Annotated in this window: 21 protein-coding genes and 1 tRNA gene; 21 read left to right on the forward strand and 1 reads right to left on the reverse strand. The window is 70.2% G+C overall.

The annotated features are described in order from the left end of the window. Positions 1-651: 651 nt before the first annotated feature. A tRNA-Arg gene (locus IE318_RS27895) sits at positions 652-723 on the reverse strand. Positions 724-799: 76 nt separating this feature from the next. On the opposite strand from IE318_RS27895, the gene IE318_RS27900 reads away from it, so the two are divergent. The 21 genes from IE318_RS27900 (at position 800) to IE318_RS28000 (ending at position 24,201) form a co-directional block, all read left to right on the forward strand. After that, positions 800-1,411: a response regulator gene (locus IE318_RS27900; protein ID WP_189904739.1), complete on the forward strand. Its 612-nt coding sequence runs from the start codon at positions 800-802 to the stop codon at positions 1,409-1,411. 121 nt (positions 1,412-1,532) lie between these two features. After that, a complete protein-coding gene (nrtL, locus tag IE318_RS27905) occupies positions 1,533-2,642 on the forward strand; it encodes an ArgS-related anticodon-binding protein NrtL (RefSeq protein WP_189904741.1) in 1,110 nt (369 codons plus the stop codon). Positions 2,643-2,666: 24 nt separating this feature from the next. Continuing rightward, the gene (gene lysA, locus IE318_RS27910; protein ID WP_030170267.1) at positions 2,667-4,058 is read left to right on the forward strand and encodes a diaminopimelate decarboxylase; all 1,392 of its coding nucleotides are present in this window, start codon (positions 2,667-2,669) and stop codon (positions 4,056-4,058) included. A 152-nt stretch (positions 4,059-4,210) separates the two neighbouring features. Further along, positions 4,211-5,503 carry a homoserine dehydrogenase gene (locus IE318_RS27915; protein ID WP_030170264.1) on the forward strand — a complete coding sequence of 431 codons (1,293 nt, stop codon included), beginning with the start codon at positions 4,211-4,213 and terminating at the stop codon, positions 5,501-5,503. A 6-nt stretch (positions 5,504-5,509) separates the two neighbouring features. Next, positions 5,510-6,568 (forward strand): threonine synthase, encoded by a 1,059-nt coding sequence (thrC, locus tag IE318_RS27920; protein ID WP_030170262.1) that lies wholly within the window; start codon positions 5,510-5,512, stop codon positions 6,566-6,568. Positions 6,569-6,905: 337 nt separating this feature from the next. Continuing rightward, a complete protein-coding gene (gene thrB, locus IE318_RS27925) occupies positions 6,906-7,823 on the forward strand; it encodes a homoserine kinase (protein WP_189904743.1) in 918 nt (305 codons plus the stop codon). 407 nt (positions 7,824-8,230) lie between these two features. Further along, entirely contained in the window at positions 8,231-10,252 is a 2,022-nt protein-coding gene (gene rho / locus IE318_RS27930; protein ID WP_189904744.1) for a transcription termination factor Rho, read from the forward strand. Positions 10,253-10,473: 221 nt separating this feature from the next. Further along, positions 10,474-12,246: a trypsin-like serine protease gene (locus tag IE318_RS27935; protein WP_229903792.1), complete on the forward strand. Its 1,773-nt coding sequence runs from the start codon at positions 10,474-10,476 to the stop codon at positions 12,244-12,246. 306 nt (positions 12,247-12,552) lie between these two features. Further along, positions 12,553-13,689 carry an LCP family protein gene (locus tag IE318_RS27940; RefSeq protein ID WP_189904745.1) on the forward strand — a complete coding sequence of 379 codons (1,137 nt, stop codon included), beginning with the start codon at positions 12,553-12,555 and terminating at the stop codon, positions 13,687-13,689. 173 nt (positions 13,690-13,862) lie between these two features. Next, entirely contained in the window at positions 13,863-14,087 is a 225-nt protein-coding gene (rpmE, locus tag IE318_RS27945) for a 50S ribosomal protein L31 (protein WP_014675000.1), read from the forward strand. 128 nt (positions 14,088-14,215) lie between these two features. Then, positions 14,216-15,283 (forward strand): peptide chain release factor 1, encoded by a 1,068-nt coding sequence (gene prfA, locus IE318_RS27950; RefSeq protein WP_189904746.1) that lies wholly within the window; start codon positions 14,216-14,218, stop codon positions 15,281-15,283. Positions 15,284-15,403: 120 nt separating this feature from the next. Next, entirely contained in the window at positions 15,404-16,243 is an 840-nt protein-coding gene (gene prmC, locus IE318_RS27955; RefSeq protein ID WP_030170243.1) for a peptide chain release factor N(5)-glutamine methyltransferase, read from the forward strand. 55 nt (positions 16,244-16,298) lie between these two features. Then, positions 16,299-16,946, forward strand: coding sequence for an L-threonylcarbamoyladenylate synthase (locus IE318_RS27960; protein WP_189904747.1), 648 nt, complete (start codon positions 16,299-16,301; stop codon positions 16,944-16,946). Then, positions 16,943-17,620 carry an arsenate reductase/protein-tyrosine-phosphatase family protein gene (locus IE318_RS27965; RefSeq protein WP_030170237.1) on the forward strand — a complete coding sequence of 226 codons (678 nt, stop codon included), beginning with the start codon at positions 16,943-16,945 and terminating at the stop codon, positions 17,618-17,620. The genes IE318_RS27960 and IE318_RS27965 overlap by 4 nt, the downstream gene beginning before the upstream one ends. Before the next feature lie 216 nt (positions 17,621-17,836). Beyond that, positions 17,837-19,075 (forward strand): serine hydroxymethyltransferase, encoded by a 1,239-nt coding sequence (gene glyA / locus IE318_RS27970; protein ID WP_189904748.1) that lies wholly within the window; start codon positions 17,837-17,839, stop codon positions 19,073-19,075. A gap of 210 nt (positions 19,076-19,285) precedes the next feature. Further along, the gene (locus tag IE318_RS27975; protein WP_189904749.1) at positions 19,286-20,686 is read left to right on the forward strand and encodes an MraY family glycosyltransferase; all 1,401 of its coding nucleotides are present in this window, start codon (positions 19,286-19,288) and stop codon (positions 20,684-20,686) included. Positions 20,687-20,988: 302 nt separating this feature from the next. Next, positions 20,989-21,426: a Cg1360 family ATP-synthase-associated protein gene (locus tag IE318_RS27980; RefSeq protein WP_030170229.1), complete on the forward strand. Its 438-nt coding sequence runs from the start codon at positions 20,989-20,991 to the stop codon at positions 21,424-21,426. A gap of 225 nt (positions 21,427-21,651) precedes the next feature. Beyond that, positions 21,652-22,470: a F0F1 ATP synthase subunit A gene (atpB, locus tag IE318_RS27985; RefSeq protein WP_189904751.1), complete on the forward strand. Its 819-nt coding sequence runs from the start codon at positions 21,652-21,654 to the stop codon at positions 22,468-22,470. Between the two features lie 79 nt (positions 22,471-22,549). Then, positions 22,550-22,789, forward strand: coding sequence for an ATP synthase F0 subunit C (gene atpE / locus IE318_RS27990; RefSeq protein WP_018571456.1), 240 nt, complete (start codon positions 22,550-22,552; stop codon positions 22,787-22,789). A 51-nt stretch (positions 22,790-22,840) separates the two neighbouring features. Beyond that, a complete protein-coding gene (locus IE318_RS27995) occupies positions 22,841-23,389 on the forward strand; it encodes a F0F1 ATP synthase subunit B (RefSeq protein ID WP_107473291.1) in 549 nt (182 codons plus the stop codon). Beyond that, complete coding sequence (locus IE318_RS28000; protein ID WP_189904753.1) at positions 23,386-24,201, forward strand: F0F1 ATP synthase subunit delta; 816 nt, start codon at positions 23,386-23,388, stop codon at positions 24,199-24,201. Before IE318_RS27995 ends, IE318_RS28000 begins: the two co-directional genes overlap by 4 nt. Positions 24,202-24,217 lie beyond the last annotated feature (16 nt).

Raw genomic sequence — 24,217 nt, forward strand, 5'->3', positions numbered from 1 at the left:
CCCCTGCCCCCCAGGTAACTATTGTTAAGCGGGTCGCCCTGGACCTGACTCCCACATGCTCCACTCGGTGGGCGCTGCACTGCCGTGCTCATGTTGTGCTCGGATGAGCCGGATGCCGCAGTCGAAGGTGATCGCGGGAGGTTTCCTCTGAAACTTACCGAAAGGCTATTGACTCGTGGCGCCTGGTGTGCATCGTGGTTAGTAGGCCATAACACCGAAAGAGTTGCAAAGTCGATGAGGACGTCTAGTCGGCGTAGTGACTCGGACAGGATGTGGTTCAGGCCCCCGGCAAGCCGGCGCGATACCGAGGCGACAGTGACGACTGAAGCTTCAGGACACGCGCAGTACTACCGGGGACTGTTTTTGGCCTCAGGGCGCGGCCGCTGCACTGTGCTCTACCGCGACGGTCAGCCGACCGAGATCGGCTACTGAGGGTCAGCGCCGATCAACCGACCCTCAGGCCCCTGGAGTTCTCCGGGGGCCTTGCCGTTTGCCCGGGCTGACCTGGGCAGACGCCTCAAGATCCTGTCCACGAATAGTCCACAGACGCCGACATGCGGCCGCTCCAGGCGGCATACGCCTGCACAAACACAAAGACCCCGCACTCAGCGTTTCTGCTGGTGGCGGGGCCTTTTGGCACCTTCTTCGAGGTGCCCCCGGCAGGATTCGAACCTGCGCACACGGCTCCGGAGGCCGTTGCTCTATCCCCTGAGCTACGGGGGCGGGTCGGGCGCGGTGTGTGCGCCCGGCGACGGGTAGAACATTACCAGCTCCCGTGGGGTGGTCATGAACGTTTTCCATGGGGGCGGGTGGGGAGGGTGTCCACTGCGTGGGGTTGTGTCCCCCGGAGGGGGTGGAAGTGGGGAAAACCCGGACGCGGTGGCCGGTCCGGACCTACTCTCGAGGTGTGTCAGGGGCTTCCGGCCGGGTGCTTGTTGTGGACGACAACAAGGTCATCCGGCAGCTGATCAGGGTCAATCTCGAGCTCGAGGGTCTTGAGGTCGTGACCGCGGCCGACGGTGCCGAATGTCTGGACGTCGTGCACCAGGTGCGGCCCGATGTCGTCACCCTCGATGTCGTCATGCCCCGGCTCGACGGGCTCACGACCGCGGGCCAGCTGCGTGCCGATCCCCGTACGCGTGACCTTCCGCTCGCCATCGTCAGTGCCTGTACGCAGCACGAGGTCGAGACCGGGCTCAGTGTCGGCGTCGACGCCTTCCTCGCCAAGCCCTTCGAGCCGTCGGAACTCGTCCGTCTGGTGATGGGGTTGGTCGAGGGGCGGCGGGCCGGTGTCGGGCCCAGTAGGCCGGGGCCGTGCGGTGGTGACGGGGGCAGTGGGGCCGGCGGGCCCTGTGGTCCCAGTGGGTCCTCCGGGGGCGAGTGGGCCGGGTACGGCAGTAGCAGTGGGTGAGCTCGGCCGCCGGCGGTGAGCCGTCGGTGATCCGTACGGTACGGCGCACCTGCGTCCACATCCCGATATCCCGGCGAAACCAGTTCGCGTACCCACCCCCCTCCTCCCCTACGCTTGTCCCGTGACCCCCGTCGAGCTCTCTCGTACCGTGCTGCACGCGGTGCGTCGTGCTGTGGACGTGGGGGAACTGCGGGTGAGCGTTCCCGAGCGGGTGGTCGTCGGGCCTCCGGGGCCCGGGGGGCGTGGTGACTACGCCACCAACGTCGCTCTCCAGCTCGCCCGGCCCGCCGGGCAGCCCGCCCAGCACGTCGCCCAGGTGCTGCGCCGGCACCTTGTCGCCTGCGACGGCATCGACGACGTGTCCGTCACCGGGCCCGGGTTTCTCAACATCAGTCTTCGTGACTCCGCGGGTGGCTCCGGTCGGCTCGTCGCCGACGTGCTGCGGTGCGGCCCCAGCTACGGCCACGTCGAGCAGGGGTCCGGGCGCGGCGTTCAGCCGCACCGTCTGCACTGCCCCTGTGATGTTCGTGCCGTCGTCGTCACGGACGTCGTTGCCCGGTTGCTCCAGGCCCAGGGACACGACGCCGTTCGTGTCAGTTGTGACAGTCCGCCCCCGCCTGAGTGGGCGTCCCTGCTCGGGGTGCGTGTCGAGGCCTTCGGGCCCTGCAACGGCTCCAGCGCGCAGGCGGATATCCGGCCCGTTCCGGTTCCCGCCCCCCGCTGCCCCGAGATCCTCGCCCTCGGGCGTGATGCCGGGCGGTGGGCGCTGCTCCACCCCGCCGGCCACGATCGGGTACGGATCAGTGACGAGCACCTCGTCCAGCGTGAGAGCAACCCTCTCTTCCGCGTCCGATACGCGCACGCCCGCACCCGGGCCCTGCGCCGCAACGCCGCCGATCTCGGGTTCCGCCCCGAACCCGGGCCACTGAGCCCCACAGACAGCGCCGCGGACGCCACCGACACCACGGCCGCCCGCCCACTGCTCACCGCCCTCGCCGATCACCCCCGGGTCCTCGCGCAGGCCGCCGCGCACCGCGCGCCCGACCGTCTCGCCCGGCACCTCGTCACCGTCGCCGATGCCGTGCTGCCGCTTCTGCCCGCCGTACTGCCGCTCGGCGAGGAGAAACCCTCGGCCGCCCACCGTGCCCGGCTCGCCCTCGCCGAAGCCGCCGGGACGGTGCTGGCCGGTGGCCTGTCCCTGCTCGGCATCGACGCACCCGACCACCTCTGAGAGAGTCCAGAGAGACACACCGACATGAGCCGTTCCGCACATCCCGCCGGGCCCCGTCACGCCGATGTCCTGCCCGAGGGGCACTACTCGGCCCCGCCCGCCGACCTCAACACCCTCGATCCCAAGGTCTGGGCGCAGACCGTCGGGCGGGACGCCGACGGTGTCGTGACCGTCGGCGGGATTCCCGTCACCCGGCTCGCCGAGGAGTTCGGCACCCCCGCCTACGTCCTCGACGAGGCCGACTTCCGCGCCCGTGCCCGGGCCTGGCGCGGCGCCTTCGGGCACGACGCCGACGTCTTCTACGCCGGGAAGGCGTTCCTGTCCCGTGCCGTCGTGCGGTGGCTGGACGAGGAAGGGCTCAATCTCGACGTCTGCTCGGGGACCGAGCTGGCCACCGCGCTCTCTGCCGGGATGCCGGCGGAGCGCATCGCCTTCCACGGCAACAACAAGTCCACGGACGAGATCCGCCGTGCCGTCGAGGCCGGGGTCGGGCGGATCGTGCTCGACTCCTTCCAGGAGATCGTCCGGGTCGCGCACATCGCGCAGTCGCTCGGAAAGCGGCAGAAGGTCCAGATCCGGATCACCGTCGGTGTCGAGGCGCACACCCACGAGTTCATCGCCACCGCCCACGAGGACCAGAAGTTCGGCATCCCGCTCGCCGGGGGACAGGCCGCCGAGGCCGTACGACGCGCCCTCCGGCTCGACGGCATCGAGCTGATCGGCATCCACAGCCACATCGGGTCCCAGATCTTCGACATGTCGGGCTTCGAGGTCGCCGCTCACCGCGTCGTCGGGCTGCTCAAGGAGGTCCGTGACGAGCACGGCGTCGAGCTGCCCGAGATCGACCTCGGCGGCGGACTCGGGATCGCGTACACCAGTGACGACGACCCGCGCGAGCCGCACGAGATCGCCAAGGCGCTGACCGAGATCGTCACGCGCGAGTGCGAGGCCGCCAAGCTGCGCACGCCGCGCATCTCCGTCGAGCCCGGGCGCGCCATCGTCGGTCCGACGGCCTTCACGCTCTACGAGGTCGGCACCATCAAGCCGCTCGAAGGGCTGCGTACGTACGTCTCCGTCGACGGCGGCATGTCGGACAACATCCGCACCGCGCTCTACGACGCCGAGTACACCGTCGCGCTGGTCTCCCGCACCTCCGACGCCGAGCCGATGCTCGTCCGTGTCGTCGGCAAGCACTGCGAGAGCGGGGACATCGTGGTCAAGGACGCCTTCCTGCCGGCCGATCTCGCTCCCGGCGATCTCGTCGCCGTGGCCGCCACCGGCGCCTACTGCCGGTCCATGGCCAGCAACTACAACCACGTGCTGCGCCCGCCGGTCGTCGCCGTCGCCGACGGCGAGGCCCGGGTGATCGTCCGCCGGGAGACGGAGGAGGACCTCCTTCGCCTCGACGTCGGGTGACACGCAGGGCGCAGGAGCGGCGCCGGAAGATCTCCGGTCTTCCGGCCCGACGAAAATGAAATAAACGTCTCAGGATCCGGACAATTGACAGAAACTCCGGTCCGGTGAGTGAGACTGGTCCAACCGTAGACGGTATGAGGAAACGAGGTCGGATGATGCGTACGCGTCCGCTGAAGGTGGCGCTGCTGGGCTGTGGGGTTGTCGGCTCAGAGGTGGCGCGCATCATGACGACGCACGCCGACGACCTCGCCGCCCGCATCGGCGCCCCGGTCGAACTCGCCGGGGTGGCCGTGCGCCGGCCCTCCAAGGTCCGCGAGGGCATCGACCCGGACCTCATCACCACCGACGCCACCGCCCTCGTCAAACGCGGCGACCTCGACGTCGTCGTCGAGGTCATCGGCGGGATCGAGCCCGCGCGGACCCTCATCACCACCGCCTTCGAGCACGGCGCCTCCGTCGTCTCCGCCAACAAGGCGCTCCTCGCCCAGGACGGCGCCGCCCTGCACGCCGCCGCCGACGAGCACGGCAAGGACCTGTACTACGAGGCCGCCGTCGCCGGCGCCATCCCGCTGATCCGGCCGCTGCGCGAGTCCCTCGCCGGGGACAAGGTCAACCGGGTGCTCGGCATCGTCAACGGCACCACCAACTTCATCCTCGACAAGATGGACTCCACGGGGGCGGGGTATCAGGAAGCCCTCGACGAGGCCACCGCCCTCGGGTACGCCGAAGCCGATCCGACCGCCGACGTCGAGGGGTTCGACGCCGCCGCCAAGGCCGCCATCCTCGCCGGGATCGCCTTCCACACGCGCGTACGGCTCGACGACGTCTACCGCGAGGGCATGACCGAGGTCACCGCCGCCGACTTCGCCTCCGCCAAGGAGATGGGCTGCACCATCAAGCTGCTCGCCATCTGTGAGCGGGCGGCCGACGGCGCCTCCGTCACCGCGCGCGTGCACCCCGCGATGATCCCGCTCAGCCATCCGCTGGCTTCCGTGCGCGGCGCGTACAACGCCGTGTTCGTCGAGTCGGACGCCGCCGGGCAGCTGATGTTCTACGGCCCCGGCGCCGGCGGCTCGCCCACCGCCTCCGCCGTCCTCGGCGACCTGGTCGCCGTCTGCCGCAACCGGCTGAGCGGGGCCACCGGGCCCGGCGAGTCCGCGTACGCCGCGCTGCCCGTCTCGCCCATGGGCGACGTCGTCACGCGCTACCACATCAGCCTGGACGTCGCCGACAAACCGGGCGTCCTCGCCCAGGTCGCCACCGTGTTCGCCGAGCACGGCGTGTCCATCGACACTGTTCGCCAGCAGGGCAAGGACGGCGAGGCCTCTCTCGTCGTCGTCACCCACCGCGCTTCCGACGCCGCCCTCACCGGGACCGTCGAGGCGCTGCGCAAGCTCGACACCGTCCGCGGTGTCGCCAGCATCATGCGGGTTGAAGGAGAGTAACGAGCAATGACCCACCAGTGGCGCGGAATCATCGAGGAGTACCGGGACCGGCTGCCGGTGTCCGACAGCACGCCGGTCGTCACGCTCCGCGAGGGTGGTACGCCCCTCGTGCCCGCGCAGGTGCTCTCCGAGCGCACCGGCTGCGAGGTCCACCTCAAGGTCGAGGGCGCGAACCCGACCGGGTCCTTCAAGGACCGCGGCATGACCATGGCCATCAGCAAGGCGAAGGAGGAGGGGGCCAAGGCGGTCATCTGCGCCTCCACCGGCAACACCTCCGCCAGCGCGGCCGCCTACGCCGTACGGGCCGGGATGGTCTCCGCCGTGCTCGTGCCGCAGGGCAAGATCGCCCTCGGCAAGATGGGCCAGGCGCTCGTGCACGGCGCCAAGATCCTCCAGGTCGACGGCAACTTCGACGACTGTCTGACCCTCGCCCGCGCGCTCAGCGACAACTACCCCGTGGCGCTGGTCAATTCGGTCAATCCGGTGCGTATCGAGGGGCAGAAGACGGCCTCCTTCGAGATCGTCGACATGCTCGGCGACGCGCCCGACATCCACGTCCTGCCGGTCGGCAACGCGGGCAACATCACCGCCTACTGGAAGGGTTACAAGGAGTACGCCGCCGACGGCGTCTCCACGAAGACCCCCCGCATGTGGGGCTTCCAGGCCTCCGGCAGCGCCCCTATCGTGCGCGGCGAGATCGTCAAGGACCCCTCGACCATCGCCACCGCGATCCGGATCGGCAACCCCGCCTCCTGGCAGTACGCGCTGGCCGCGCGCGACGAGTCCGGCGGTGCCATCGACGAGGTGACGGACCGTGAGATCCTGCGCGCCTACCGCCTGTTGGCGGCGCAGGAGGGCGTCTTCGTCGAGCCGGCGTCCGCCGCGTCCGTCGCCGGTCTGCTGAAGGCCGCCGAGCAGGGCAAGGTCGACCCGGGGCAGCGGATCGTGTGCACGGTCACCGGCAACGGCCTCAAGGACCCCGACTGGGCCGTCGCGGGCGCCCCGCAGCCGGTCACCGTCCCGGTCGACGCGGCCACGGCCGCGGAGCGGCTCGGCCTCGCCTGACCCGGCGGCGGACGGAACGGGGCGGGACCCCATACAGGGCACCCGTACACACGGCACCCGTGGGTGTCCTCACCCAGGGAACCCGAGGAACCCGAGGAACCCAAGGACCCCCGGTGAGGGTGCACAAGGGGCTTACGACACGCATCGTGCGCCTCCTGTGCGCCCTATGTCGCCACAGAACCTTCCTTCGATAGGCTGTAGGTAACCCGCCCGCCGCATATGCCCTCGCATGGCGCGGTGCCGCGCCGTCTCCACGGCCCGAGGGTCCTCACGTACGTGTCGAATGTCGGTCGAATGCCACTCGACCATCACGCAGCTCAAGGAGAGTCAACGAGCGATGGCCGGTCCAGCGTTCCGCGCCGCCGCCGTCCGGGTGCGCGTCCCCGCCACCAGCGCCAACCTCGGCCCGGGCTTCGACGCCCTCGGCCTCGCGCTGGGGCTCTACGACGACGTCGTCGTCAGGGTGGCCGACTCCGGGCTGCACATCGACATCGCGGGCGAGGGCAGCGATACGCTGCCGCGTGACGAGAAACACCTGCTCGTACGCTCCCTGCGCACCGCCTTCGACGTCCTCGGCGGGCAGCCGCGCGGCCTGGAGATCGTCTGCGCGAACCGCATCCCGCACGGCCGCGGCCTCGGCTCCTCCTCCGCCGCCATCTGCGCCGGCATCGTCGCCGCCCGCGCCGTGACCATAGGCGGCGAGGCCAGGCTCGACGACACCGCGCTGCTGGAGCTGGCCACCGAGATCGAGGGCCACCCGGACAACGTGGCGGCCTGCCTGCTCGGCGGTTTCACCCTGTCCTGGATGGAGGCCGGCGCCGCCCGGGCGATCAGGATGGAGCCCTGCGATTCCATCGTTCCGGTGGTTTTCGTGCCCGGAAAGCCGGTGCTGACCGAAACCGCGCGTGGCCTGCTCCCGCGCACCGTGCCGCACGTCGACGCGGCCGTCAACGCGGGCCGTGCCGCGCTGCTCGTCGAGGCCCTCACCCGGCGCCCCGAGCTGCTGCTGCCCGCCACCGAGGACCGCCTCCACCAGGAGTACCGCGCCCCGGCCATGCCGGAGAGCGCCGCACTGGTGGAGCGGCTGCGCGCCGACGGCGTCCCCGCGGTCATCTCCGGTGCCGGGCCCACCGTGATGGCCCTGGCCGACGCGGACACCGCCGACAAGGTGCAGCAGCTGGCCGGCGCCGAATGGGCGGCGAACCGGCTGAGCCTTGACATGCAAGGAGCGAGCGTGCTGCCGCTGTCGGGCTGACACGCGATTGCCGGATTGTGAGAGGGGGAATGTTTGTTGGATCCGGTAGTGTTAACCTCAAGTCTGCACCCGACCCCACCATGGCGAGGTGCTTCGTGTCCCCGTCCGGGACCAACATTCTTCCGGGAGCTCCCCAAGGCACTCTGCGTTCCGAACGCCGTATCTGGGCAGTACGTCGTACGCGGACGCTGAGCGGTTCACAGGGCACGCTCCGGAATCGGCGCGACCACCACGTGACACAGTGACACTCGGTGCCACGGCTCGTGGAAGCGCCAATCACCAGATATCTCTTCCGCCGCTTTGGCGGACCACCGCCCCGGCACGGTCATACAGCAAGACCGTAGCCGGACAGCACAACCGGTCGCCGAGCCAGACAGGCCGACGTCCGCTCCAGGGAAGGACCCTTCGTGAGCGACACCACCGATCTGATGGGCGCACGTGTCGAGGAGACCGCTGCCGCGCCCGCCACGGACGCCTCCGCGCCTGCCACCGGTGCGGGCTCCCGGCGGCGCCGCGGTACCGGCCTCGAGGGCATGGTGCTGGCCGAGCTGCAGCAGGTCGCCTCCGGCCTCGGCATCAGGGGCACCGCGCGCATGCGCAAGAGCCAGCTGATCGAGGTCATCAAGGAGGCGCAGGCGGCAGGGGGCGCTGCTCCCGCGAAGGCCGACGCCGCCGAGACCAAGCCGAAGCGCCGCGCCACCTCCCGGGCCCGTACGGGTGAGGAGGCCCCCGCCGCGGAGAAGAAGGCGGCCGAGGCCCCTGCCGAGAAGGCCGTGGCCCAGCAGCAGATCGAGATCCCCGGCCAGCCGGCCAGCGACGATGCCCCCGTGGAGCGCCGTCGGCGCCGTGCCACCGCCGAGGCGGGCAGCCCGGCGGGCAGCACCGAGACCGTCGCCGCCGAGGCCAAGAGCGAGCCGAAGGCCGAGACCCCCGCGCAGCGCCAGCAGGCCGCTCAGCAGGGCGAGGCCAAGGGCGACGCCGGCGAGGGCGGCGAGGGCCGCCGCCGGGACCGCCGTGAGCGCGGCCGTGACCGCGACCGCGGCGACCGTGAACGCGACCGCGGCGACCGCGACCGCGGCGACCGTGATCGCCGCGGCAAGGGCGACGAGCAGCAGGGCCAGCAGCGCGGTCAGCAGCAGGGCCAGCAGCAGGGCGGCGGACGCCAGGACCGTCAGCAGGACGACGACGACTTCGAGGGCGGCCGCCGGGGCCGTCGCGGCCGCTACCGCGACCGCCGTGGCCGTCGTGGCCGCGACGACATCGCCTCCGAGCCGCAGATCGCCGAGGACGACGTCCTGATCCCGGTCGCGGGCATCCTGGACATCCTCGACAACTACGCGTTCATCCGGACGTCCGGCTACCTGCCCGGCCCGAACGACGTGTACGTCTCCCTCGCCCAGGTCCGCAAGAATGGCCTGCGCAAGGGCGACCACATCACCGGTGCCGTGCGCCAGCCGAAGGAGGGCGAGCGCCGCGAGAAGTTCAACGCGCTGGTCCGCCTGGACTCCGTCAACGGCATGGCGCCCGAACACGGCCGTGGCCGCCCGGAGTTCAACAAGCTGACCCCGCTCTACCCGCAGGACCGCCTCCGCCTGGAGACCGACCCGGGCGTGCTGACCACCCGCATCATCGACCTGGTGTCGCCGATCGGTAAGGGCCAGCGTGGTCTGATCGTGGCCCCGCCGAAGACCGGCAAGACCATGATCATGCAGGCGATCGCCAACGCGATCACCCACAACAACCCCGAGTGCCACCTGATGGTCGTCCTCGTCGACGAGCGTCCGGAAGAGGTCACCGACATGCAGCGGTCGGTCAAGGGCGAGGTCATCTCCTCGACCTTCGACCGCCCGGCCGAGGACCACACCACGGTCGCCGAGCTGGCCATCGAGCGCGCCAAGCGCCTCGTCGAGCTGGGCCACGACGTGGTCGTCCTGCTGGACTCGATCACCCGTCTGGGCCGCGCCTACAACCTGGCCGCCCCGGCCTCGGGCCGCATCCTGTCCGGTGGTGTCGACTCGACCGCCCTGTACCCGCCGAAGCGCTTCTTCGGTGCGGCCCGCAACATCGAGGACGGCGGCTCGCTGACCATCCTCGCCACCGCCCTGGTGGACACCGGGTCCCGCATGGACGAGGTGATCTTCGAGGAGTTCAAGGGCACCGGCAACATGGAGCTCAAGCTCGACCGGAAGCTCGCCGACAAGCGCATCTTCCCGGCGGTGGACGTCGACGCGTCCGGTACCCGTAAGGAAGAGATCCTGCTCGGGGCCGAGGAGCTGGGCATCGTCTGGAAGCTGCGCCGGGTGCTGCACGCGCTCGACCAGCAGCAGGCGATCGAGCTGCTGCTCGACAAGATGAAGCAGACCAAGTCGAACGTCGAGTTCCTGATGCAGATCCAGAAGACGACTCCGGCCCCCGGCAACGGCGACTGAGCCACGGAGTCACGGCCGGCCGTCTGAGGCGCTGCCCGAAGAAGTCCCGCCCCGTCACCTGTGTGATGGGGCGGGACTTCTTCCTTGTAGGATCGGCGCACCGAAGTGGGGGGGAACGTATTTTCGGATACGCCCATGGGGCGGTTCCGTGCTGCCTTCGACGGCTCCGCGTCCGCTGGGTTCTCCTCTCCGCGAGCAATTCATGCCGACAGGAGAACTGAGTGGCACCTATTTCCCGGAGACCCCGTCTGGGTCTCCCCGCGGCTGCTGCCGCGCTCGCCCTGGGAGGCGCGGTCCTCGCGGCCGCTCCCGCCCAGGCCTCCGGCGGAACGCCCGTCCCGCCCCAGCCGGCCGTCACCGAGAGGCCCAGCGCCTCCCAGACCGAGCTGCTGGCGCGGATCAAGGGTTCCGAGACCGCGCTGAAGGACGGCACGGCTGCCACTCCCACCGGGGAGGCGACGGCCGACGCGAGTCCGACGGCCTCGTCCGGCACCGTCGACCCGAAGATCATCGGCGGTACGCAGGCGTCCCTCTCCGAGGCGCCGTGGATGGTGCAGCTGCACTACTACGACGCCACCACCGGCGAGGGCTACTTCTGCGGCGGCACCCTGGTGGCCCCGGCGAAGGTCCTGACCGCCGCGCACTGCGTGTACGGCCTGAACTGGGCGGACAACGGCGCCATCGTCGCCGGCACCAGCCAGCTGCCGGACGGCAGCGACCTGCACGGCGGCCGGGCCGTCGGCGTGTGGCGCCAGTGGGTCAACCCCACGTACAACCCGAACACCACCGCGGGCGGTGACCTCGCGGTGCTGACCCTGACCGAGCCGCTGCCGTACAAGACGTTGCAGCTGACGTCGAGCTCGGACACGGCCTCGTACAGCAACGGCACTCCGGCGACGGTGTACGGCTGGGGGCGCACCAGCTCCACCAGCGACGACCTGTCGCTGACGCTGCGGAAGGCGACCGTGCCGATGCGGTCGGACTCCGCCTGCACCACGTACTACGGTTCCGACTTCGTGCCCGGTCAGATGGCCTGCGCCGGCAACCCGGCCACCGGCCAGGACGCCGGTACGGTCTCCCCGTGCAACGGCGACTCCGGCGGCCCGCTCGTGGTCAACGGCAGGATCGCCGGTGTCGTGTCGTGGGGCGTCACGGACTGTGTCGAGTCGGGCGCCTACAGCGTCTACGCCAAGACCCGCTCCTACGTCGGTCCGGTCAACGCGCGCATCGACGACGCCGACCTCGACTTCGACGGCCTGGCGGACCTGTTCGCCCGGCGCACGTCCGACGGCGAGGGCTACGAGTACTACTCCCTCGGGGACAAGTGGCCCTACCTGGGCAACCGGTTCTCGATCGGCGACTGGAGCGGGCTGAGCCTGGTGCGTCAGGCCGACCTGAACCGCGACTTCTACCAGGACTACCTGTACCGCACCCCGGACGGGACCCTGTACGACTTCGCGTTCAACGGCAGCGACAGCTACCAGTCGATCCGTATCGGCGGGGGCTGGAACGTCATGAGGGACATCCGGGTTCCGGGTGACCTCTCCGGCGACGGCCTGCCCGACCTGGTCGCCAAGGACACCAGCGGCATCCTCTGGCTCTACCCGGGCAAGGGGAACGGGGTCTTCGGCACCCGTGTCAAGATCGGCCCCGGCTGGTCCTCGTACAGCATCACCGGCAAGGGCGACTACAACAACGACGGCAAGCCCGACCTGCTGGCCAGGGACGGCTCCGGCGTGCTGTGGATGTACCCGGGCACGGGCAAGGCCTCGCCGGCGCTCGGCACCCGGGTCAAGGTCGGCAGCGGCTGGAACACCTACAACGCCTTCGCCACCGCCGGTGACTACACCGGCGACGGCAAGCCCGACCTGCTGGCGCGGGACGGCTCCGGCGTGATGTGGATCTACAAGGGCACCGGTCTGTCCGGCTCTTCGGCGTTCAAGAGCCGGGCCCAGGTCGGCGCCGGCTGGGGAGCCTTCAACCTCTTCGGCTGATCCCGCCTCCCGGCACCGCCGCGTGCGCACCGAGGGCCGCTCCCGTCACGGGGGCGGCCCTTCGGCGTGCTCAGGACCGCGTGGCCGTGAGCACGCCGGGGACGGCCGGCGAGAGGTTTGCCACAGATGCCGGGCGTGATCCGCACAAGGTGCTGTGCAACCCTTGCCCGAGTTCCCCCGTCTGACCCTACGAGCGACGATGGTGCGTACCGGTCCTTCTCACCGAGGACGGCACGAGCCGGGACAGACCGGGGTCTGACCCTGAAAACAGGGGGTAACCGACCGGATACGAGAGCCGAGGAGCGCATGTCCGCCGAGAGCACGCCGGGCCCGGGGATACCCGGGAAGAACAGCACGACCCCCAGCCGCCGGGCCGCCAAGGGCCGCCGCCGCAAGCCGCCCACCACGCGGCGCAGGGCGCTGACGGCCACGGCCTGGACCGCCGCGGGGATCGTCGTGCTCGGCGGCACCGGTGCCAGCTACCTCTACTTCAAGCTCAACGGCAACCTCAAGACGGTCGACATCAACCAGGCCCTCGGCACCGACCGCCCCGGCAAGGTCGACAACGGCTCCGAGAACATCCTGGTCCTGGGCTCCGACACACGCAGCGGCGGCAACAAGAAGCTGGGCGGCGGCACCGACGACGGCAGCGCCCGCTCCGACACGGCGATGATCGTGCACGTGTACGCGGGCCACAAGAAGGCCGGCGTGGTCTCCGTGCCGCGCGACACCCTCGTGGACCGCCCCGAGTGCACCGACGCGAAGGGCGGCACGCACCCGGCCGCACACGGCGTGATGTTCAACGAGGCGTACTCCACCGGCGGCGCCACCTGCGCCGTCAAGACCGTCGAGGCGCTCACCGGGGTCCGGATGGACCACTACCTGGAGGTCGACTTCAGCGGCTTCCAGAAGCTCATCGACGAGCTCGGCGGCGTCCAGGTCACCACGACGAAGACCATCCACGACCCCGACAGCCACCTGAACCTCGACGCGGGCACCCACACGCTCACCGGGCAGCAGGCCCTCGGCCTGGTCCGCACCCGGCACGGCGTCGGCGACGGCTCCGACCTGGGCCGCATCCAGCTCCAGCAGGCCTTCGTCAAGGCCCTGGTCGACCAGGTCAAGCACGTCGGCCTGTTCACCAACCCCAAGAAGCTGTACGACCTCGCCGACACCGCGACCAGGGCCGTCACCACCGACTCCGACCTGGGCTCGGTGAACTCCCTGATCTCCTTCGCCGACGGCCTGAAGGGCATCAGCGCCTCCCACATGAACATGGTCACGATGCCGGTGCAGTACGACCCCACGAACCCCAACCGCGTGATCATCGAGAAGTCCAAGGCCCAGCAGGTCTGGGACGCCCTGAAGAACGACCGGCCGATCCCGGCGAGCGCGACTCAGGGAACGGCCACGGGCAAGGCGAAGGGCGTGGTGAGCGGCTGAGGGACGCCGGGCCACCGGGCACCCCGGCCAGGTGCCCCCGCCGGGAACAAACGACCGCACCCCCCGGTTTGGGAAGAAGGCGCCAGTCCTGGCAGACTGGTACGTCGGCTCCGGTTCACGCTCCCGCACCCCGCGGTGGCGACCCGGCGCCCTCCCGAAACCTAGGAGACACCTTGAAGCGCGACATCCACCCCGCGTACGTCGAGACGCAGGTCAGCTGCACCTGCGGCGCGTCGTTCACCACCCGCAGCACCATCGAGTCCGGCACCATCCGGGCCGAGGTCTGCTCCGAGTGCCACCCGTTCTACACGGGCAAGCAGAAGATCCTCGACACCGGTGGCCGTGTGGCCCGCTTCGAGGCCCGCTTCGGCAAGGCTGCCGCCGGCTCCAAGAAGTAGCGAGCCCCTTTTCGCCGGTCCACGGCCGTGCCCCCTCGCGCTGAACCGCGCATGAGGGGGTGCGCGCCGGGACCGGCGTTTTTGGTCGCCCGCCCTTCCCCACCCCCCGCAGTATCAGGAGCCGAAAGATGTTCGAGGCCGTCGAGGAGCTCGTCGCCGAGCACGCCGACCTGGAGAAGAAGCTCGCCGACCCGTCGGTCCACGCCGACCAGGCCAACGCGCGCAAGCTCAACAAGCGGTACGCCGAGCTCACCCCGATCGTCGCCACGTACCGCTCCTGGAAGCAGACGGGCGACGACATCGAGACCGCGCGCGAACTGGCCGCCGACGACCCCGACTTCGCCGCCGAGGTCAAGGAGCTGGACAAGCAGCGCGAGGAGCTGACCGAGAAGCTCCGCTTCCTGCTCATCCCGCGCGACCCCAGCGACGACAAGGACGTCATCCTGGAGATCAAGGCGGGCGCGGGCGGCGACGAGTCGGCTCTGTTCGCCGGTGACCTGCTGCGGATGTACCTGCGCTTCGCCGAACGCGTCGGCTGGAAGACCGAGATCATCGACGCCACCGAGTCCGAGCTGGGCGGCTACAAGGACGTCCAGGTCGCGGTGAAGGCCCGCGGGCAGATCGAGCCCGGCCAGGGCGTGTGGGCGCGGCTGAAGTACGAGGGCGGCGTGCACCGCGTGCAGCGCGTGCCGGCCACCGAGTCCCAGGGCCGTATCCACACCTCCGCGGCCGGTGTGCTGGTCACGCCGGAGGCCGAGGAGGTCGACGTCGAGATCAACCCCAACGACCTGCGCATCGACGTCTACCGGTCCTCCGGGCCGGGCGGCCAGTCCGTGAACACCACCGACTCCGCGGTGCGCATCACGCACCTGCCCACCGGAGTCGTCGCCTCCTGCCAGAACGAGAAGAGCCAGCTGCAGAACAAGGAGCAGGCGATGCGTATCCTGCGCTCCAGGCTCCTCGCCATGGCGCAGGAGGAGGCGGAGAGGGAGGCCGCCGACGCCCGCCGCAGCCAGGTCCGCACCGTCGACCGCTCCGAGAAGATCCGTACCTACAACTTCCCGGAGAACCGCATCTCGGACCACCGGGTCGGCTTCAAGGCGTACAACCTTGACCAGGTCCTGGACGGCGACCTCGCCGCGGTGATCCAGGCCTGCGTCGACGCGGACTCGGCCGCCAAGCTCGCGGTGGCCTGAGCACCGGGAAGGCCCGCAAGGCACGTACGGACCGTACGTACGGAACGCACGGACGAGTACCAAGCACGGAGGACCAGCGTGCAGCAAGAATTTGGGGGGCGACCCCCAAGCCCCCGCAGCGTGCTGCTCGCGGAGGTGGCGCAGGCCACCCAGCGGTTGGCCGACGCCGGCGTGCCCTCGCCGCGCAACGACGCCGAGGAACTCGCCGCGTTCGTGCACGGAGTCAAGCGGAGCCAGTTGCACTCCGTGCCGGACGCCGACTTCGACGCCCGGTACTGGGAGGTCGTCGCCCGGCGCGAGCAGCGTGAACCGCTGCAGCACATCACCGGGCGGGCCTACTTCCGGTACCTGGAGCTCCAGGTCGGGCCCGGCGTGTTCGTGCCGCGGCCCGAGACCGAGTCGGTGGTGGGCTGGGCGATAGACGCCGTGCGTGCCATGGACGTGGTGGAGCCGTGCATCGTCGACCTGTGCACCGGCTCGGGCGCGATCGCGCTCGCCCTCGCCCAGGAGGTGCCGCGCTCGCGTGTGCACGCCGTGGAGCTGAGCGAGGAGGCGCTGACGTGGACCCGCAAGAACATGGAGGGGTCCAGGGTCGACCTGCGCCAGGGCGACGCCCTGACCGCCTTCCCGGACCTCGACGGCCAGGTCGACCTCGTCATCTCCAACCCGCCGTACATCCCGCTCACCGAATGGGAGTACGTGGCGCCGGAGGCGCGCGACTACGACCCCGAGCTGGCGCTGTTCTCGGGTGAGGACGGCCTGGAGCTGATCCGAGGCATCGAGCGCACCGCGCACCGGCTGCTGCGGCCCGGCGGGGTCGTCGTGATCGAGCACGCCGACACCCAGGGCGGCCAGGTGCCGTGGATCTTCACCGAGGAGCGGGGCTGGGCGGACGCGGCCGACCATCCCGACCTCAACAACCGGCCGCGGTTCGCCACCGCACGCAAGGCGCTGCCGTGACCGCGCCCACCAGGACTTCAAGCCAGCAGTACGTGTACGAGGAGGCCCGCTGACAATGGCACGGCGATACGACACCAACGACGCGACCGACCGCGTGACGGGTCTGCGCGAGGCCGCGTCCGCCGTCCGCCGGGGCGAACTCGTGGTGCTGCCGACCGACACCGTGTACGGCATCGGTGCCGACGCGTTCTCCTCCGAGGCCGTGGCCGACCTGCTCGCCGCCAAGGGCCGGGGCCGCAACATGCCCACGCCCGTTCTCATCGGCTCCCCGAACACGCTGCACGGGCTGGTCACGAACTTCTCCGAGATGGCCTGGGAGCTGGTCGACGCGTTCTGGCCGGGCGCGCTGACGCTGATCGCGAAGCACCAGCCGTCGTTGCAGTGGGACCTGGGCGACACCCGTGGCACGGTGGCCGTCCGGATGCCCCTGCACCCCGTTGCGATCGAACTGCTCACCGATGTCGGCCCGATGGCCGTGTCCTCGGCGAACCTCACCGGCCACCCCGCGCCGGAGAACTGCGACGCCGCGCAGGAGATGCTCGGCGACTCCGTCTCCGTCTACCTCGACGGCGGCCCCACCCCCGGCAACGTCCCGTCCTCCATCGTCGACGTCACCCGCGAGGTGCCCGTACTGCTCCGTGAGGGCGCCCTGTCGCCGGAGGAGCTGCGGAAGGTCGTACCCGACCTCGAGGTGGCGAATTGACGGCCCCTGAAGCGGGGCGTGGCATAGGCGAGGAGTACGAGACGGGGATCCCGGCGCAGCCCGGCCCGCCCCACGACACCTTCCGCATCCTCCACGTCAGCACCGGCAACGTGTGCCGCTCGCCCATCACCGAGCGGCTGACCCGCCATTTCCTGGCGGACCGGCTCGGCGACCCGGCCGGCGGCGGGCTCATCGTGGAGAGCGCGGGCACCTGGGGCCACGAGGGCGCGCCCATGGAGAGCAACGCCGAGACGGTCCTGGCGGACTTCGGCGCGGACGCCTCCGGCTTCGTGGGCCGCGAACTGCTGGACGAGCACGTGATCAGGGCCGACCTGGTCCTGACCGCGACCCGCGACCACCGCGCCCAGGTCATCTCCATGGGGCACTCGGCCGGCCTGCGCACCTTCACGCTCAAGGAGTTCACCCGCCTGGTGAAGGCGATAGACCTGGCCACGCTGCCTCCCCTGGAGGACGGCGTGGTGGAACGCGCACGGGCCCTGGTCCGCGCCGCCGCCGCTCTACGCGGGTGGCTCCTGGCCCCCAGCGTCGAGGCCGACGAGGTCTACGACCCCTACGGCGCCCCCCTGCCCTTCTTCCGCTCCATCGGCGACGAAATACACGAGGCCCTGGACCCGGTCGTCACAGCCCTGACCGGGGTACCCGCCCGCGCCTGAGGCCAGGGGGCTTCCGGCGCGGACCTGGCGCTGCCGGGGTTGGGCTTCGGTCGGCGCAGCCCTTGACCGGGGTGCCTGGGCGGCTTGTGGGCCCCTCGAGGGTGTTGCTGTGGGCCGTAGGGAGGGTGTGTGGGCCGGGAGGGGGAACGGTCGCGCGCGGGGGTCGGGGCGGGCCTACATTGGACGTACGTCACCGTCGACCGTCCGGAGACCACCATGTCGGTCATCCCTGCCCTCGAGGCCGATGTCCTGCGGCGGCAGGACCCCGCAGTGGCCGACATCCTGCTGGGGGAGCTGGAGCGGCAGACGACCACCCTGCAGCTGATCGCGGCGGAGAACTTCACCTCGCCCGCGGTGCTGGCCGCGCTCGGCTCGCCGCTGGCGAACAAGTACGCCGAGGGGTACCCGGCCGCCCGGCACCACGGCGGCTGCGAGATCGTCGACATGGCCGAACGGCTGGCCGTGGAGCGGGCAAGGACGCTGTTCGGCGCCGACCACGCCAACGTGCAGTCGCACTCCGGGTCGTCCGCCGTGCTCGCCGCCTACGCGGCGCTGCTGCGCCCCGGGGACACCGTCCTCGCCCTCGGGCTGCCCCACGGCGGTCATCTCACCCACGGCTCGCCCGCGAACTTCTCGGGGCGCTGGTTCGACTTCGTCGGCTACGGCGTCGACGCCGAGACCGGGCTCATCGACCACGACCAGGTGCGCACCCTGGCCCGTACGCACCGGCCCAAGGCGATCGTGTGCGGGTCGATCGCCTACCCGCGCCACATCGACTACGCCTTCTTCCGTTCGGTCGCCGACGAGGTGGGCGCCTATCTGATCGCCGACGCCGCGCACCCGATAGGCCTGGTCGCCGGGGGAGCGGCGCCCAGTCCCGTCCCGTACGCCGACGTGGTGTGCGCCACCACGCACAAGGTGCTGCGCGGGCCGCGCGGCGGGATGATCCTGTGCGGGAGCGAGCTGGCCGAGCGCGTCGACCGGGCGGTGTTTCCCTTCACCCAGGGCGGCGCCCAGATGCACACGATCGCCGCGAAGGCCGTGGCGTTCGCCGAGGCGGCCACCCAGGCCTTCGCCGCCTACGCCCACCAGGTGGTCGTCAACGCGCGCGTGCTGGCGGCCCACCTGGCCGTGGAGGGGCTGAACATCACCACCGGCGGCACCGACACCCATCTGATCACCGCCGACCCGGCGCCCCTCGGCGTCGACGGGCGCGCGGCGCGCGGGCGGCTGGCCGCCGCCGGGATGGTGCTGGACTGCTGCGCGCTGCCGCACGGCGATGCCCGCGGGCTGCGTCTGGGCACCGCCGCGGTGACCACGCAGGGCATGGGACAGGAGGAGATGCAGCGGATCGCCGTACTCTTCGGCAAGGTGCTGCGCGGGGAGCTCGACGCGGCGCGGGCCCGTGAGGACGTGCGCGAGCTCACCGTGCGGTTCCCGCCGTATCCCGTCTGAGAGTGCCCGAGAGAGCCCGTGAGAGGCTGAGACGGCCTGGACGGGGCCTGAGGCGCCCGGGACGGGGTAGGCGCATGGTCGTGCACGGCCCGTCCGGAGCCGTGCACAGCCACACGTGCAACCATCGTCGCTACCCGGAAGTCCCCATACATATGCCCGCGTCGCTAGGGTGTGGGGCTGAGATGGCCAGCGAGACCTGTGGGGAAGCCCGTGCGTGAATACCTGCTGACGCTCTGCATCACGGCCGCGGTGACGTACCTGCTGACCGGGCCGGTGCGCAAGTTCGCGATCGTGGCGGGGGCGATGCCGGAGATCCGGGCACGTGACGTGCACCGGGAGCCCACCCCCCGGCTCGGTGGGATCGCGATGTTCTTCGGCATGTGCGCGGGCCTGCTGGTCGCCGACCACCTCACCAACCTCAACGAGGTCTTCGAGAAGTCGAACGAGCCGCGCGCGCTGCTCTCCGGGGCCGCGCTGATCTGGCTGATCGGTGTCCTGGACGACAAGTTCGAGATCGACGCCCTGATCAAGCTGGGCGGCCAGATGATCGCCGCCGGCGTGATGGTCATGCAGGGTCTGACGATCCTGTGGCTGCCGGTGCCGGGCGTGGGGACGGTCGCGCTCACCCAGTGGCAGGGCACCCTGCTGACGGTGGCGCTGGTCGTGATCACGATCAACGCGGTCAACTTCGTCGACGGCCTGGACGGGCTGGCCGCCGGCATGGTGTGCATCGCGGCCGCAGCGTTCTTCATGTACGCCTACCGGATCTGGTACTCGTACGGCATCGAGGCCGCCGCCCCCGCGACCCTCTTCGCGGCCGTGCTGATGGGCATGTGCCTGGGCTTCCTGCCGCACAACATGCACCCGGCGCGGATCTTCATGGGCGACTCGGGGTCCATGCTGATCGGCCTGGTGCTGGCGGCGGGCGCGATCTCGGTGACCGGGCAGGTCGACCCGGACGTGATGAACCTGTTCGCCGGCTCCGAGCGCAACGCGGTGCACCAGATGGTGCCGGTCTACATCCCGTTGCTGCTGCCGCTGACGATCATCGCCATCCCGGCCTCGGACTTCGTCTTCGCGGTGGTGAGGCGCACCTGGCGCGGCCAGTCGCCGTTCGCGGCGGACCGCGGTCACCTGCACCACCGGCTGCTCCAGATCGGCCACTCGCACAGCCGGGCCGTGCTGATCATGTACTTCTGGGCGGCCCTGATCGGCTTCGGCGCGCTGGCCTACTCGGTCAACTCGGCGTCGATGTGGATCGTGCTGGGCATCGTCGTCCTCAGCTTCATCGGCCTGGTGCTGCTCCTGCTGCCGCGGTTCACGCCGCGTACCCCGCGCTGGGCGGAGGCGTTCGTGCCGCCGCGCTACCGGCGGGGCCGCCGTCGCGCGGCCACGGCCCCGGGCGCCGCCACTCCGGCGGCGGTCGGAGCCGCGCTCCGGGAGGCGCAGGAGGCCGCCGCCGAGGCCTGCGAACCCCATGAGGCCCACGGGGCCCAGGCGGCTCAGCACTCCGCGACGATCGCGGCCGGAGTGGCCGGAGTCAACGGAGCCACCGCCGTGGGCGCCCGTTCGCGCGTCCTCGACGGGCGCAAAGCGGGAACGTCGCGCTGACGCCGCAAGGTAAGAATCTGACTAAAGCGTTGCCATCTCGTGGGGGGACAAAGACCCCTAATACCAGACAATTTGGCTCGCTTTTTGCACAGACGGGCAGCTTTACTCTCATGTGTGACAGCCAGCACACCCAGCAGGTAAAGACCTCATCAAATAGTTTGTGATACCGTTCACGAGAACCCCGGATACAACCGAAGGACCCGAGTGCGAGGGGCCCTTGGTGTGGAGGATCCTCGTCCGAACCGGGGACTACGCTCGTCCATGACGACACCCCTGCCCCCTGTGAAAGCGGAGTTGCCGCCATGCCGTCCAATGACGTCCGGAACCTACTGCACACCGCAGTGCCCACCGCAGCTGTCGGTGTGGTCGCGGTGGCGGTCAGTGGCGCGGTCGCCGGCGGGAAGGGCGCGATCGGGGCCGTCGTCGGCGTAGCCCTGGCCATCCTGTACATGGGGATCGGTCTCTACGTGCTGCAGTGGACGGCGAAAACGCTGCCGCAGCTCTTCCAGGCCATGGGCCTCATGCTCTACGTCGCCCAACTCCTGCTGCTCATGATCTTCTTGGCCGTGTTCAAGGGCACGTCGCTCTTCAACGCCAGGGCCTTCGCGTTCTCACTCGTCGCCGCGACCGTCGTATGGATGGCGGCGCAGGCCCGTGCGCACATGAAGTCCAAGATCTTCTACGTCGAACCGGACTCCGAGAAGAACGACAAGTCCGAGAAGACAGGGTCCTCGTCGTGAGGGGTAGGGCCGGGATAAAGACGTGTGTGATCTCCTGCTATCGTCCGGTGCCAACTGCGGCATCGCGGGCGCGGGCATCTGAGCTGACGCCTGCTCGATCGCGAGGCTCGATGCCCGCCGGCCGCCCCCACATCCGTAACACCAGTCCGGTGCCGACCCGCGGCTGCCCGCCGCGCCGACACAACGAGGTTGCCGTATCCATGCGCCACGCCGAAGGAGCCCGCGGTGAGTGCTGACCAGACCACGCTCGCCTTTGACTGGAGTTGCCGCGTCTTCGCCGAAAACGGCTGCGGCTTCCCGTCGCCGGGCCTCCACTCCTTCATCTTCAAGCCGATGTTCACGGTCGGCGGCTTCGACTTCGACAAGCCGATGCTGCTCGCCATCATCACCTCGCTGGTCGTGGTCGGCTTCTTCTGGGCCGCCTTCAGCAAGGCCAAGGTGGTGCCCGGCAAGCTGCAGATGGTCGGCGAGGCGGGCTACGACTTCGTTCGCCGCGGCATCGTCTACGAGACGCTGGGCAAGCGCGAGGGCGAGAAGTACGTCCCGCTGATGGTCTCGATCTTCTTCTTCGTCTGGATCATGAACATCTGGTCGATCATCCCGGTCGCCCAGTTCCCGGTGACGTCGATCATCGCCTACCCGGCCGCCCTGGCCGCGGTCGTCTACGTGACCTGGATGGTCCTGACGTTCAAGAAGCACGGCTTCGTCGGCGGCTTCAAGAACCTCACCGGCTACGACAAGTCGCTCGGCGCGGTGCTGCCGCTCGTGGTGGTCATCGAGTTCTTCTCGAACGTCCTGGTCCGCCCGTTCACGCACGCGGTGCGACTGTTCGCCAACATGTTCGCCGGCCACCTGCTGCTCGTGATGTTCACCGTCGCCAGCTGGTACCTGATGAACAGCTGGCTGATCGCGGCCGGCGCCGTCTCGTTCGTCATGGCCATGGTCATGATCCTGTTCGAGCTCTTCGTCCAGGCCGTCCAGGCGTACGTCTTCGTCCTCCTGGCCTGCTCCTACGTTCAGGGCGCTCTCGCCGAGCACCACTGAGCCACCGTCCCGCACCGCCCCGTCACAGACGTCCGGTGGCCAACCCCCACCGGTCCTTGAAAGAGAAGGAAGAATCAGCATGGCTGCCACTGAGACCCTTGCCGCCGTCACCGGCTCCATCGCCTCCGTCGGCTACGGCCTCGCCGCCATCGGTCCCGGCATCGGCATCGGCATCATCTTCGGCAACGGCACCCAGGCGCTCGCCCGCCAGCCCGAGGCCGCCGGTCTGATCCGTGCCAACCAGATCCTGGGCTTCGCCTTCTGTGAGGCGCTCGCCCTCATCGGCATCGTCATGCCGTTCGTTTACACCTACAAGTAAACCGCGGCGGACGACCCACCCCCATCAGGGAAAGGCACTGATGACATGCAGCTGACACAGCAGCTGGTGCAGCTGGCGGCGGAGGAGCAGCAGAACCCTCTCATCCCGCCCGGCCCCGAGCTGGTCATCGGCCTCGTCACCTTCGCCATCGTCTTCTTCTTCCTCGGGAAGAAGCTCCTGCCGAACATCAACAAGGTTCTGGAGGAGCGCCGCGCGGCGATCGAAGGCGGTATCGAAGAGGCCGAGGCCATGAAGGTCGAGGCCCAGAGCGTCCTCGAGCAGTACAAGGCCCAGCTGGCCGAGGCCCGGCACGAGGCCGCGCGCCTGCGCCAGGAGGCGCAGGAGCAGGGCGCCACGCTCATCGCCGAGATGCGGGCCGAGGGCCAGCGTCAGCGCGAGGAGATCGTCGCCGCCGGCCACACCCAGATCGAGGCCGACCGCAAGGCCGCCGCGTCCGCGCTCCGCCAGGACGTCGGCAAGCTCGCCACCGAGCTGGCCGGCAAGCTCGTCGGTGAGTCCCTCGAGGACCACGCCCGGCAGAGCCGCGTGATCGACCGCTTCCTCGACGAGCTCGAGGAGAAGGCCGAGGCCGCGCGATGACCGGAGCGAGCCGCGAGGCTCTGACCGCCGCACGTGAGCGTCTCGACGCGCTGACGGACTCCACCTCCGTCGACGCCGCGAAGCTCGCCGACGAGCTGGCGGCCGTCACCGCGCTGCTCGACCGCGAGGCAGGCCTGCGTCGGGTCCTCACCGACCCGGCGCAGTCCGGCGACGCCAAGGCCACGCTCGTCCAGCGGCTGCTCGGCGGCCAGGTCGGCGGCGAGGCCGTGGACCTGGTGGCCGGCATCGTGCGCTCGCGCTGGTCGCAGTCGCGTGACCTGGTGGACGCGCTGGAGGAGCTGGCGAACCTCGCCGACCTCACCGCCGCCCAGCGGTCCGGCACGCTCGACGACGTCGAGGACGAGCTGTTCCGCTTCGGCCGGATCGTCTCCTCCAGCACCGAGCTGCGCTCGGCGCTGACCGACCGGGCCGCGCGCACCTCGGCCAAGGTCGAGCTGCTGCACCGGCTGCTCGGCGGCCGGGCGAAGCCGACCACCGAGCGTCTGGTGACGCGCCTTGTGACCGTGCCGCGGGGACGTAGCCTGGAGACGGGACTGGAGTCCCTGTCCAAGCTCGCCGCCGACCGTCGCAACCGCATGGTCGCCGTCGTCACCACGGCGGTCCCGCTGAGCGACCGGCAGAAGCAGCGCCTCGGCGCCGCCCTCGCCAAGCTCTACGGCCGCCAGATGCACCTCAACATCGACGTGGACCCCGAGCTGATCGGCGGGATCCGGGTGCAGGTCGGCGACGAGACGATCAACGGCTCCCTCGCGGACCGGCTCGACGACGCCGCCCGCCGCATGGCGAGCTAGCAGCAACTCAACACGC

Origin of the sequence: Streptomyces spiralis, assembly GCF_014654675.1 — a bacterium.
In the GTDB taxonomy this organism is placed as follows: domain Bacteria; phylum Actinomycetota; class Actinomycetes; order Streptomycetales; family Streptomycetaceae; genus Streptomyces; species Streptomyces spiralis.

Excerpts from the sequence above, each read along its gene's own strand:
- IE318_RS28000 (WP_189904753.1), top strand. The coding sequence starts at position 23,386 with ATGACCGGAGCGAGCCGCGAGGCTCTGACCGCCGCACGTGAGCGTCTC.
- IE318_RS27915 (WP_030170264.1), top strand. The coding sequence starts at position 4,211 with ATGATGCGTACGCGTCCGCTGAAGGTGGCGCTGCTGGGCTGTGGGGTT.
- glyA (WP_189904748.1), top strand. The coding sequence starts at position 17,837 with ATGTCGGTCATCCCTGCCCTCGAGGCCGATGTCCTGCGGCGGCAGGAC.
- IE318_RS27980 (WP_030170229.1), top strand. The coding sequence starts at position 20,989 with ATGCCGTCCAATGACGTCCGGAACCTACTGCACACCGCAGTGCCCACC.
- prfA (WP_189904746.1), top strand. The coding sequence starts at position 14,216 with ATGTTCGAGGCCGTCGAGGAGCTCGTCGCCGAGCACGCCGACCTGGAG.
- IE318_RS27900 (WP_189904739.1), top strand. The coding sequence starts at position 800 with ATGGGGGCGGGTGGGGAGGGTGTCCACTGCGTGGGGTTGTGTCCCCCG.
- lysA (WP_030170267.1), top strand. The coding sequence starts at position 2,667 with ATGAGCCGTTCCGCACATCCCGCCGGGCCCCGTCACGCCGATGTCCTG.
- IE318_RS27960 (WP_189904747.1), top strand. The coding sequence starts at position 16,299 with ATGGCACGGCGATACGACACCAACGACGCGACCGACCGCGTGACGGGT.
- thrB (WP_189904743.1), top strand. The coding sequence starts at position 6,906 with ATGGCCGGTCCAGCGTTCCGCGCCGCCGCCGTCCGGGTGCGCGTCCCC.
- thrC (WP_030170262.1), top strand. The coding sequence starts at position 5,510 with ATGACCCACCAGTGGCGCGGAATCATCGAGGAGTACCGGGACCGGCTG.
- IE318_RS27940 (WP_189904745.1), top strand. The coding sequence starts at position 12,553 with ATGTCCGCCGAGAGCACGCCGGGCCCGGGGATACCCGGGAAGAACAGC.
- atpE (WP_018571456.1), top strand. The coding sequence starts at position 22,550 with ATGGCTGCCACTGAGACCCTTGCCGCCGTCACCGGCTCCATCGCCTCC.